This is a genomic window from Agromyces agglutinans (genome assembly GCF_009647605.1).
In the GTDB taxonomy this organism is placed as follows: domain Bacteria; phylum Actinomycetota; class Actinomycetes; order Actinomycetales; family Microbacteriaceae; genus Agromyces; species Agromyces agglutinans.
In genome coordinates, this window is sequence record NZ_WJIF01000002.1 from 128667 (window position 1) to 140585 (window position 11919).

Below are 11919 nucleotides of genomic sequence, written 5' to 3' on the forward strand. Positions count from 1 at the left end.
GGCCGGTCGGGTGCGACGTCGCCTACGGCACGGGTGCGACGCCCAGGATGCCCCGCACCGCGCGCTCGAGGAGCTCGACATCGTGCGGGGCTTCATGCTGCAACTCGATCCCGACCGATTCCAGGACGGTGAGGTACGTGGCCGCGGTCAGGCGCGCGGGTGGGCCAGCGGGGATCGTGCCAGTGCGGCGACCGGCGTCGATGAGCCCGGCGCACTCCGTCTCGAGTCGACCGTAGATCTCCTCGAGCGCACGGCCGATCGGATGATCCTGGCCGGTGAACTCGACCCGCAGGGTGAGCATGACGCTCGCGCCGGGCGATCGGCGGCAGTAGTGGGCGTGGCCTCGCGCCATCGCGATCAGCGAGACCAGCGGATCCCCTTCGGCGAGAGCGGGCCGGCGCACGGCCTCGTCCCAGGTCTCGCTCACCCACTCCACCACGGAGAGGACGAGCACCTCCTTGTTGGCGAACTGGTGGTACACGGCTCCCCGGGTGTACCCGGCATCCCTGGCTACGTGCTCCAGGGCCAAGCTCGCGTACCCGAACTTGGACAGCCCCCGTGCGGCCGCCGACAGCACCGACTCCCGCGTCTTCGCGCGCCGGTCGGCCTGCGTCCGACGCTCCGTCGAGTCGCTCATGCCGGGCCTCCCGCGCGCTTCCGCATCCTCGGAGTATACGAACATCGGTGTACGTATGTTCGGCTGGCGCCGATCGGGAGATTCGTTGTCAACTCCGACGAATTCGTCGTAGCGCCGGCCGCCCTGTGCTCGATAGCTTTCTTCCGGGAAGGAGCGACGGTGATCGCTGACGCAGGTGCCGCGCCCTTCCTCGGGCGATCCGACGAGTTGCACCGACTGCGCGCGCTGGTGAGCGCTGCACGCAACGGCGTCGGAGGCGCGGTGCTCGTTCGCGGTGAGGCCGGCATCGGCAAGAGCACGCTGCTCGCCGAGCTCGCCGCCGAGAGCCAGGGTGTCACGATCCTCGCGCTCACCGGCTTCGAGGTCGAGTCGCGCTTCGCCTACGGCGCGCTGCAGCGGCTCGGCCGCCCGCTCGCCGACCAGGTCGACGAGCTGCCCGACCGGCAGCGGCAAGCGGTCCTCGTGGCGACCGGCCTCGCCGAAGGCCGGGCTCCCGAGCGGGCCCTGGTCGGCCTGGCCGCCCTGACCCTGCTCGCGCGTCGCGCGCAAGAGGGGCCGCTGCTCGTGCTGGTCGACGACGCCCAGCACCTCGACGCCGAGTCGCTCGAGGTGCTCGGATTCGTCGCACGGCGGCTCTCCGCCGAGTCCGTGGCGCTGGTGTTCGCCGCCCGCGGCGACGAGATCGTCTCCACGGCGCTGGCGGGTGTGGCCGAGCTCCCGTTGGCCGGGTTGGCCGAGTCGGATGCTTCGCAACTCGTCCACTCCACGATGAACCGGCCACTCGATCCCGGCGTGGTCGCCGAGATCGTCGCGCAGACGGGCGGCAACCCGCTCGCGCTGAGCGAGATGGCCGCGGTCGGCGACCCCGATCGCCTGACCTCGACCGCGATCGCCGGCTCGCCGGCACCGATCGGCCGCAGGCTCGAGGCACACTACCTCGCGCGTGTGTCCGGCGCCTCACCCGAGGCGCGTCGTTGGCTCCTGATCGCCGCCGCCGAGTCGGCCGGTGACCTGCGGATCATCCGTGCCGCCGCGGCGGCGTTGGGGTTGCCCGATTCGGCATCCGCCGAGGTGGAGGCCGTGCAGCTCGTGGAGATCCGCGAGGGCGTGCGGTTCCGGCATCCGCTCGTTCGCTCGGCGGTGTACAACGCCGCGACCGACGCCGACCGACGCGAGGTGCACGGGGCGCTCCGTCGCGCGACGGCGGCGCAGGGCATGGAGGACTTCAGCGCCTGGCACGCGGCGGCCGCGGCGGTCGACGCCGACCAGTCCGTCGTCGACGAGCTCGTCGGCCTCGCCGACCGCGCCGGCACGCGCGGCGGCCTCGCCTCCCGCGCGCGACTGCTCGCGCGGGCAGCCGATCTCAGTCCCACGCCGTCGGCGCGCGGCATCCTGCTGGTGACCGCCGCCGAAGCGGCGATCGGGGCGGGGGCGGCGCGACTCGCGCTGGAATTGCTGCACCGGATCGACGAGGACGCGGTCGACGTCGTCACGCGCGGACGGCTGTTGTTCGTGCGGGCGATGTGCGGCCTCTTCCTCGCCGACCCCGCGGTCATCCGCATCGGCGCGGCGCTCCTCGTCGAAGCCGCGGACGCGTTCCACGACCGGGTGCCCGAGTTGGAGCAGCGCGCGCTGCTGCAGGCGTACAACTTCGCGCAGACGACCGAACACGAGATGGATCGGCTCACCCTCGAGCAGCTCGGCACCCGGCTCCGGTCCGGATCGAGGGTGGCAGAGGGTCCGCGCGCGGTCGCGCTGCGCGCACTGAGCGACTTCATCCTCGAGCCGTATGCGGTCGCCGTGCCGCAGTTGCGTGCCGCCGTCGCCATGCTCGAGGGTCTCGACGACCCCGCGCTGATCGAGTTCAGCTTCATCGCGGTCAGCCCGACGGTCGGGCTCTGGGACGCAGACCTCGCCGCGCGCCTGTTGGAGCGAACGGCGGCCGTCGCCCGAGCGGCGGGCGCGATCCGCGAGCTGGACGCCCTGCTCTGGGTGCTCAGCGCGGTCGAGCTGACCCGAGCCGACCCGCGGCGCTCAGGAGCGTACCTCGAGCAGGCTGCCGAGCTGCGGCGGGTCGTGGGCTACGGCGAGGAGCAGGTCGCCAACCCCGCGCAGCTGGCCTGGGCCGGCACGCCGACCGAGACGGTCGAGCAGATCGGAGCCGCAGTGGCCGCCGCGGGCTGGGGCGGCGTCTCGCGGATGGCGACCGCCGCGCTCGCCATCCGCGAGGTCGCCGAGGGGCGCTACCAGCAGGCGTACGACCGCCTGCGCGACCTGGTGGACCTGCCGTTCCTGCAGGCGGGCTTCCACCAGATCCCCGAGTTCGTCGAGGCCGCCGCGCGCAGCCGCCACCGCGACGAGGCGGTCGAGGCCGCCACGCGGATGCGCGCGTTCGCCGATGCCTCCGGGAGCCCATGGGCGCGAGGCATGGATGAGCGCTGCACCGCGCTCCTGGCCGACGACGCGGGAGCCGAGCAGCACTACCTGGCTTCGATCGGGAGCCTCGACCTCACCGAGATGACCGGCGAGCGCGGTCGTGCACGACTGCTCTACGGCGAATGGCTGCGGCGGATGCGTCGGCGCCGGGACGCGCGAGAACAGCTGCATCGCGCGTGGGAGCTCTTCGAGCAGGCGGGCGCCCCGGCGTTCGCCGAACGCGCGCGCCGCGAACTCGAGGCGACCGGCGAGACCGCCGAGCTCACGGAACGCCCCGAAGCGGTGCTGACCGCCCAGGAGTCGCTCGTGGCACGACTGGCCGCGCAGGGCGCCACCAACCCCGAGATCGGCGCCACCCTCTTCATCAGCACCAACACGGTCGACTATCACCTGCGCAAGGTGTTCCGGAAGCTCGGCCTCTCGTCGCGTCGCCAGCTGGCGGATGCCTCGGAGCGGTTCGGATCGCTGTAGCAGGGCAGGGCACGTCGCCCTCCGTCCACTCCCGACTACGAGCACCACGTGGTGCGCTCCGCGCAGCCGCGCGGAAGCATGGCGTCCACCACCACCGAACTCGGGAGGCGCCCATGCCCCACGTCACCGCCGATGACGGCGCGCAGATCTTCTACAAGGACTGGGGCACCGACGGGACACCCGTGCTGCTCAGCCACGGCTGGCCGTTGAACTCCGATGCCTGGGAGGCCGCCGCGCGCTTCCTCGCGGAGCACGGTCACCGCGCCATCGCGCACGACCGCCGCGGCCACGGCAGGTCGACCCAGACGTGGAACGGCAACGAGATGGACACCTACGCCGACGACCTCGCCTGCCTGATCAATCACCTCGATCTCACCGACGTCACCCTCGTCGGCCACTCCACCGGCGGCGGCGAGATCACGCGGTACGTCGCCCGGCACGGCACGTCCCGGGTGGCACGAGTCATCCTCGTCTCAGCGGTGCCGCCGCTCATGGTGCGGACCGACGACAACCCTGGCGGCCTGCCCATCGAGACGTTCGACGCGATCCGTGCCGGCGAGGCGCACAACCGCTCGCAGCTGTACCGCGACCTGGCCGACGGCCCGTTCTTCGGCAATAACCGCACGGGCGCGGTGCCGCAGGGCACGCGCGACGCCTTCTGGCTGCAAGGGCTCGCCTCGGGCACCCGCAACGCCTACGAGTGCATCGCCGCATTCTCGGCGACCGACTTCCGGCCAGACCTCGCGGCGATCGACGTGCCGACCCTGGTCATCCACGGGGACGACGACCAGATCGTGCCGTTCCCGATCAGCGGCCGCTTGTCGGCCGAGATCGTCCCTGATGCGCGGCTCCTCGTCTACGAGGGCGGCGCGCACGGACTGCCGGATACCGATCGCGAGCGGCTCCACGCCGACATCCTCGCGTTCATCGACGAAGGAGGAGACCGACCATGACCGACACCGAGAACCCCGAGAACACCGTGAACGCCGACACCCCGGACGCTCCCGACGCACCCGACACGATCGTGCTCGTGCACGGCCTCTGGATGACGCCGCGCAGCTGGGAGGGCTGGAAGGCGCACTTCGAGGCGAAGGGCTACACGGTGCTCGTGCCCGGCTACCCGGGATTCGAGATCGAGGTCGAGGCCCTGCGCGAGAACCCCGACATCATCGCGAAGCTCACCGTGCCCGAGACCGTCGACCACCTCGCCGCCCGGATCGAGGCGCTGCCCAAACCGCCGATCATCATGGGCCACTCCTTCGGCGGCACGCTCACGCAGCTGCTGCTCGCACGCGGGCTCGGGGCATCCGCCGTCGTGGTGGACTCGGCACCGACCGAAGGCGTCCGCGTGAACCCGCTCTCGCAGGTCAAGTCGCTGTTCCCCGCCCTGAAGAACCCGGCGAACCGGCACAAGGCCGTCGGCTTCACGCCCGAGGAGTTCCACTACGCGTTCGCCAACACGCTCTCTCGCGAGGACTCCGATGCGGTGTGGCAGCAGTACGCCATCCCCGCTCCCGCGAACTGGGTGTGGTCGTACGGGCTGATCGCGAACTTCAAGCCCGGCAAGCAGGAGACCTGGGTCGACTACGCGGTCGACCGGGCGCCGCTGCTGTTCATCGGCGGCGAGAAGGACCACATCATGCCGCCCTCGGTCAACAAGTCGAACGCGAAGCACTACGCGAAGTCGCCCGCCCTGACCGAGTACCACGAGTTCCCCGGTCGCTCGCACTGGATCTGCGCCGAGCCCGGCTGGGAAGAGGTCGCCGACTACGCGCTCGAGTGGGCGCTGCAGCACGCCCGCCCTGTCGTGGCATCCGCCACCGCCTGACCCTCGACGACGGCCCCCGGTCAGGAGAGTACTCGAAGACCAGTGGGTCTGACGGGTTCGCGGAACGGAGCGAGCGGCGAGCCTGAGGAGGGAGGTCGGCACCGCGTCGGCTTCCGCGAGAAAGGACCGATCATGACCTCGCATCTCCACGAATTCGACGCCCCCGACGGACCCGGAAGCGTCGCGGCTGCGCCCGACCTCCCGGCTGGTTTCACCACGACGTTCCACAGTCGCCTCGTCGACGCGGGCGGACTGGGCCAGCACGTCGTCATCGGCGGTGACGGCCCGCCGCTCCTGCTGGTGCACGGCTGGCCGGAGTCCTGGTACGCCTGGCGGTTCGTCATGCCGACCCTGGCCCGTACCCACACCGTCATCGCCGTCGACCAACGCGGCATGGGACTGACGGGCAAGCCCGAGGACGGATACGACGCCGGCACGCTCGCGCGTGACCTCGCGGCGCTCATGGATGCCCTCGGCCACGACCGCTTCGGAGTGGTCGGCCACGACACGGGCATGGTCATCAGCTACGCGCTCGCCGCGGACTTCCCGGACCGGGTGGAACGGCTCGTCGTGGCCGAGATCCCCGGAGCGCCGGGGGCGGTGCCCGCGCCGCCGCTGTTCGTGCCCCAGCCCCTCAACGACAAGCTCTGGCACATCCCGTTCAACCGGGCGGGCAAGGTGGCGGAGCAGCTCATCCGCGGACGCGAGGACATCTTCTTCGGCTACGAGTTCGCCATCCAGGGTGGGCCGGCGCTGCCGCAGCAGGTCATCGAGTACTACATCCGCAACTTCCTGGACGAGCGCGCGCTGCGCGGCGGATTGGGCTTCTACCGCGAATGGGATGCCACGATGGCGCAGAACCAGGAGCGCGCGAAGCGCCCGCTGCAGATGCCGGTGCTCGCCATCGGCGGTGCGCAGAGTTGGGGCGCGCACGTCGCAGAGGGGATGGAGCCGACGGCATCCGATGTGCAGGCCGCGGTAGTCGAGGGCGCCGGGCACTGGGTGGCCGAGCAGGCGCCGGAAGCGCTGGCGGAGCTCCTGACCGGATTCCTGGTGCCGGTCGCGCCCCTGAGCCAGGTGGGAATCGGGTGAGGGGCGCGCTCCGCGGCGCGGACTAGCGCGCGGCCCGACCGGGCTCTCGCGCCAGGAGCGCGGCGCGGAGCGCCCTCCGCGACGTGATGCCGAGCTTGAGGTACACCTTCTTCAGGTGCCACTCGACCGTGCGCGGGCTCAGGTAGAGCTCGGTGCCGATCTCGATGTTGGTGCCGCCATCAGCGGCCAATCGGGCGACGTGCGCCTCCTGCGGGGTGAGCTCATCGTGGTTCGCGTCGACACGCCGGCGAACCTTGGCGCCGGTGGCCGACAGCTCGTGCCGAGCGCGCTCGGCGAATCCCTCGGCGCCCATCTCGGCCAGCATCGAGTGCGCGACCCGAAGCTGTCCACGGGCGTCCAGTCGACGTTTCTCGCGCCGGAGCCACTCCCCGTACACGAGATGGGCGCGTGCGAGCTCGGGGCGCAAGGGGGTCGCCGCGAGATGCCCGATCGCGGCCTGGTAGTGGGCCTCGGCCTCGCCGTCTTCGATCAACAACGCCGTGCACCGCTCGGCGATCCCGAGCGCCCAATCCGACGCACCGACGCGTGCACTTTCCACGAGACGGGTGAGCGGCTCGGCACCGAGGTGCGGGCGACCGAGCCGTGCTGCAGCCTCGACGAGCTCCGCCGACGCCAGGATCGAGACGTACCAGTCGGGCCAGTCGTCCCACGCCCGTTGCGCGGCCGACAGCGCGTCCTCGTATCGGCCGAGGCCGTTGCAGAGCATCGCCGTGGTCCAGTTCACCCACTGCAGCGCGAAACCGGCGCCCGCCGCGCCGGAGTTCTGCACCGTCCGGTCGAGCAGCTCGAACGCATCCGTCGCGCGGCCTCGAAGGGCAGCGAACAACATTCCTCCGAATGGTGCGACCCGGCTTCCGGTCGCCTGCGTGACCGCGTCCGCCTCCGCGTCCACGCGCGCGGTCGCTGCGAAGTCACCGGTCCAGGCGACGGTGATGGCTTTCCCGTTCAGCCCGAAGGCCAGAGGTGCCAGCGCCCCGGCGTCGCGCGCGAGCTGCATCTGCCGGGTGATCACCGCGTCCCAACTCTCGAAGTCCCACACCTCGACGGCGGCGCAGGATGCGATGACACTCCATCGCATCCCCTTGTCGAGGGAGAGGTCCTCGGCCAGGAAGGCCGCGATCCCCCGACGCAGGATCGGCGCGGCTGCCGCGCGGCCGTCCGTCATCAGCGTCGACATGCCGTCGAGGAGCAGGTCGGCGGCGAGCGACCCTTCATTCGGATCCGCCCGATCGCGGACGACCCGTGACACCTCGCGCATGTCGGCGTTGGCGAGCTTCCCCGCGAACAGGGCGGCACCCCACGCGTCGAGGTACGACTCGCGGGCCAGCACCGGATCGAGCGGTTCCAGCCGTTCCGCCGCGGCGAGCAGCAAGGCCGGCGCGGCATCGACCGCTCCGGACGCCGAGATGACCTGCGCGCGGAGCAGGTCGACTCGCGCCGCCTGCAGTTCGTCGGGCGCCGCGGCGTCGACGGTCGACAGGACGTGCAATGCGGACTCGAACTCGCCGGCGTGCAGGCTCGCCTGGGCCGCAGCGAGGGCGCGCCCCACGCGCCGATCGGAGTTGCTCGTGAGGAGTGCGGACCGTCGCAGGAATGCCGCCGCTGCGGAGAGGCCGCCGCGGGCTCGAGCGCGACCGGCCGAACGCTCCAGCTCGAGGGCGATGGCTTCGTCGGGGCCGATGGCCGCTGCCGCGAGGTGCCAGGCGCGCCGGTCGGGGTCGATCCGAGGGTCCGTCGCCTCGGCGAGGGCGAGATGCACCGAACGGCGGTCGTGGGCGGTGGCCGCACCGTAGACCGCCGAGCGGACCAGTGGATGCCGGAACCGCACGCCCCGGTCGATGGCGAGCAGTCCCTCGGCCTCAGTGGCCTCGGCGGCCGAGTACGGTATCCCGAGCCGTTCCGCGGCCCGCCACAACAGGTGGGGGTCGTCCGCCGGCTCGGCAGCCGCGAGCAGGAGCAGGAGCCGGGCCTCGCGGGAGAGCGCGAGGAGCCGCAGCCGGAATGCCTCCTCGATCCGCCGCGGGAGCTCCTGCCCGTCTCGGAGCCCGAACACGCCCGGCAGTTGCGTCGAGTCCAATCGGTTCGGCAACTCCAGGAGGGCGAGGGGGTTCCCCCGTGTCTCGGCGAGGAGCCGGTTGCGGATGTCGGGGTCGAACCGGCCGGGGATGACCATTTCGAGCAGGACCCGGGCATCGTCCTCGTCGAGGCCCTGCAGTTGCAGTTCCGGCAGGCCCGCGAGCTCCCGATGCGTGGTCGGCTCGCGGACGGCGAAGACCATCGCCACCGAGTCGGCGAGCAGTCGCCTCGCGACGAACGCCAGCGCCTGCCCGGAGGCGCTGTCGAGCCACTGGGCGTCGTCGATGAGGCACAGCATGGGCTGCGCTGCGGCGACCTCCGAGAGCAGGCTGAGTGCCGCCAACGAGACGAGGAACGGGTCGGGTGACGCCCCGTCGATGAGGCCGAGCGCGACGCTGAGGGCGATGCGCTGCGGGTGCGGGATCGACTCGAGGTGACCGAGCAGCGGCCGGCACAGCTGATGCAGCGAGGCGAACGGCAACTGCATCTCGGACTCGACGCCCGACGTGCGGTGGATCTGCAGGTCGCGGGCCTCGTGAGCGCAATACCGGAGCAATGCGGTCTTGCCGACGCCGGCTTCCCCGCGAACGACGGCGACGGCACCGCGGCCATCGCGGGCCTCGGCCAGCAGTCGGTCCAGCGCCTGCCGCTCTCGGGATCGCCCCAGAAGGACGTCGTCGTCGTGGAGCGTCACGAGTCAGGGGTCGCGAGCCTGGATGAGGCGGACATCTCGGCCTCCCGGAGGCCCCGGCACCGGCTGCCGGTGCGTGTCGGTGTGCGGGCGACGGCGCGCTCGCGGTGAGGAATGCGTTCGGGAAGTCGACCGGTTCGGCGCGTCACAGCCGGGGAAAACGTGAAGGAGCCTCGACAACGTCCGGAGTGTATCGCCGCGGGTCGCCTCCGACAAGAGCAGGCGGCCACCCGTGCACCGGCGGCCGGTCGATCAACCGATCAGCCCGCGCGCTCCGTGCACCACTCGGTGAATCGCGTGGCGCGGCCGTCGTCGTCGAGGCGGACGACCCAGAGGTTGTCGTAGTCGGCATGCCCGGGGTACCTGGTGATGCCCTGGACCACGACCAGGCCCGGTGACTCGGTGAGCACGCTCCCCTCGAACGTCCACGTGCCGGGTTCGTCTCCCTCGGCCGCCCAGTCCGCGGCGATCGCGTCTCGCCCGGTGACCGAGTCCGACCCGTCGGGCCGGTAGTCGTAGACCGCGTCCTCGCTGAACACCTCGGCGATGTCCGCCGGGTCGTTCGTCTCCCACGCGCGCACGTACCGCTCCAACCAGGCCGCTCCGGTATTCGTCATGCGTTCATCCCACCCCGGATGCCACGGCCGGTCAACCGTCGGCGCGTCACCGCGATCAGCGATTCGACGCGCGCCATTGGTCGCTCGGAATCATCCTGGGACGGCCCGACCAACCGGTGGTGTCCTCCTCGATGAGCAGGCCGTGAGGCAGGTAGAACTCGGGTTCGTTCCGTCGGATGCCGAGCTCGCGACAGTACGAGTTCAATCGCGAGAGGTCGAACCGATCCGGGATGCGCTTCGCGGCGTACGCGTTCAGATCCTCGAAGGGCAGCGGGCTCCCCGAGACGTGCCACTGCCAGCGCGACTGGAACGAAGCCTGGATGTTGCGAGAGGAGCCATCCGGTTCACTCAACCAGAACGCGCGATCGCCGAAGGCGACCACCGAGCCGTCACGCACGATGTGCGGCGAGACGTTCGTCCTGAGGCTCCGGCAGCCGAGTCGGCGCCCGATGACCATGTGGGTGCCCAGGTCCGACCCCTGGCTGAAGAGCGCGGTCCAGTTCGACCTCGTGGGAACGAGGAGTTGCTTCCACGACGGGATCGCGAACGGTTCCAGCGCGTGGAGGAGGGTGGGCAACGGGCCGTCGAGCGAGGTGAAGCTGCGGCCACCGAGTTCCGTGAGCCACGCTTCGGCAGCCGCGGCGACGTCGTCGAAGGGAGCGTCGAGGTACCAGATCGTGTCGGTGAACGGTGCGCACGAGCCGGCGAGGAGCTCTTCGGAAGCCGGCGCGTCGTCTTCGGATGACTCCGATCCGACCACGCGGTCGAGCACCGCCGCGACCGCGTCGGCCGCGGGCCCTTCGGGCAACGAGTCGAGCAGGCCATGGAGGTTCCAGGAGTCACCGCGTGCGGCATCGCCGGTCATCGCACCTGTCTATCGCATGCCGTCGGTTGGTGCTCCGTAGGCTGCACCGGCGCCTGAGGGGCCCTGACAGGGCCTGCCACTCCTCGCGGCCGACCCGTTCAATGGTTCGTGGGCGCGAACGCGCCCGCAGTCATTCGAGGAGGCATCCATGCGTGGAGTGGTGATGTACAGCGCCGGCGACGTCAGGGTCGAGGACCGTGACGACCCGCGGATCATCGAGCCGACCGACGCGATCATCCGCCTGACGGCGACGTGCGTCTGCGGTTCGGACCTGTGGCCGTATCGCGGGGTCGAGCCCGCCGACCACCAGGTCATGGGCCACGAGTACGTCGGCGTGGTCGAGGAGATCGGGGCCGACGTGAAGAACGTGAAGGTCGGCGACTTCGTCGTCGGCTCGTTCGTGATCTCCGACAACACGTGCGAGATCTGCCGCGCGGGCTTCCAGTCGAAGTGCGTGCACGCCGAGTTCGTCGCGCAGATCGGCACCCAGGCCGAGAAGGCGCGGATCCCGTACGCCGACGGCACGCTGGTGGCGACGCCGGGGCATCCCGGCCCCGAGCTGATCCCGTCGCTGCTCGCGGCATCCGACGTACTCGGAACCGGATGGTTCGCGGCGGTCGCCGCCCAGGCGGGTCCGGGCAAGACGGTGGCGGTGGTCGGCGACGGCGCGGTCGGGCTGATGGCGGTCCTCGCCGCGAAGCAGCTCGGCGCAGACCGCATCATCGCGATGTCCCGTCACCCCGAACGGCAGGCGCTCGCCCGCTACTACGGCGCGACCGACATCGTGGAGGAGCGCGGCGACGCGGGCGTCGCGAAGATCAAGGAGCTGACGAACGGGCTGGGCGCGCACTCGGTCGTCGAAGCCGTCGGTACCCAGGAGTCCTTCATGCAGGCCGTCGGCGCCACGCGCGGCGGCGGGCACCTGGGCTACGTCGGCGTGAACTACGACGTGACGATCCCTGGCATCGAGTTGTTCTTCGCCGGGATCCACACGCTCGGCGGGCCTGCGCCGGTGCGTCGATTCCTACCCGACCTGATCGACCTGATCTGGCGGCGCGAGATCGACCCAGGCAGGGTCTTCGACCTCACCCTCCCGCTCGAGGAGGCGGCTGAGGCGTACCGGGCGATGGACGAGCGCCGGGCCACGAAGGTCCTGCTCACGCTGTGACGGCCGATCGACGTACG

9 protein-coding genes are annotated in these 11919 nt (G+C 71.2%); 5 read left to right on the plus strand and 4 right to left on the minus strand.

Annotated features, from left to right (window positions below; translation table 11 throughout):
• Positions 1 to 22: 22 nt before the first annotated feature.
• A complete protein-coding gene (locus GE115_RS03805) occupies positions 23 to 637 on the minus strand; it encodes a TetR family transcriptional regulator (protein ID WP_153683483.1) in 615 nt (204 codons plus the stop codon).
• Positions 638 to 796: 159 nt separating this feature from the next.
• On the opposite strand from GE115_RS03805, the gene GE115_RS03810 reads away from it, so the two are divergent.
• The 4 genes from GE115_RS03810 to GE115_RS03825 all read left to right on the plus strand — a co-directional run bounded on the left by GE115_RS03810 (position 797) and on the right by GE115_RS03825 (position 6464).
• Positions 797 to 3544, plus strand: a complete 2748-nt coding sequence (locus tag GE115_RS03810; protein WP_172979682.1) for a helix-turn-helix transcriptional regulator — start codon at positions 797 to 799, stop codon at positions 3542 to 3544.
• Between the two features lie 113 nt (positions 3545 to 3657).
• Complete coding sequence (locus GE115_RS03815) at positions 3658 to 4497, plus strand: alpha/beta fold hydrolase (RefSeq protein ID WP_153683485.1); 840 nt, start codon at positions 3658 to 3660, stop codon at positions 4495 to 4497.
• Complete coding sequence (locus GE115_RS03820; protein WP_153683486.1) at positions 4494 to 5372, plus strand: alpha/beta hydrolase; 879 nt, start codon at positions 4494 to 4496, stop codon at positions 5370 to 5372. The genes GE115_RS03815 and GE115_RS03820 overlap by 4 nt, the downstream gene beginning before the upstream one ends.
• A 132-nt stretch (positions 5373 to 5504) precedes the next feature.
• On the plus strand, positions 5505 to 6464 hold the full coding sequence (locus GE115_RS03825; RefSeq protein ID WP_153683487.1) for an alpha/beta fold hydrolase: 960 nt from the start codon (positions 5505 to 5507) through the stop codon (positions 6462 to 6464).
• Between the two features lie 22 nt (positions 6465 to 6486).
• Here GE115_RS03825 and GE115_RS03830 read toward each other — a convergent pair whose 3' ends face one another.
• The 3 genes from GE115_RS03830 to GE115_RS03840 form a co-directional block, all read right to left on the minus strand.
• The gene (locus tag GE115_RS03830) at positions 6487 to 9255 is read right to left on the minus strand and encodes a helix-turn-helix transcriptional regulator (RefSeq protein ID WP_216648744.1); all 2769 of its coding nucleotides are present in this window, start codon (positions 9253 to 9255) and stop codon (positions 6487 to 6489) included.
• A gap of 257 nt (positions 9256 to 9512) precedes the next feature.
• On the minus strand, positions 9513 to 9869 hold the full coding sequence (locus GE115_RS03835; protein WP_153683488.1) for a nuclear transport factor 2 family protein: 357 nt from the start codon (positions 9867 to 9869) through the stop codon (positions 9513 to 9515).
• A gap of 55 nt (positions 9870 to 9924) precedes the next feature.
• On the minus strand, positions 9925 to 10734 hold the full coding sequence (locus tag GE115_RS03840; protein ID WP_153683489.1) for a hypothetical protein: 810 nt from the start codon (positions 10732 to 10734) through the stop codon (positions 9925 to 9927).
• 148 nt (positions 10735 to 10882) lie between these two features.
• Here GE115_RS03840 and GE115_RS03845 point away from each other — a divergent pair, with 148 nt between their 5' ends.
• The gene (locus GE115_RS03845; RefSeq protein ID WP_216648745.1) at positions 10883 to 11902 is read left to right on the plus strand and encodes a zinc-dependent alcohol dehydrogenase family protein; all 1020 of its coding nucleotides are present in this window, start codon (positions 10883 to 10885) and stop codon (positions 11900 to 11902) included.
• Positions 11903 to 11919 lie beyond the last annotated feature (17 nt).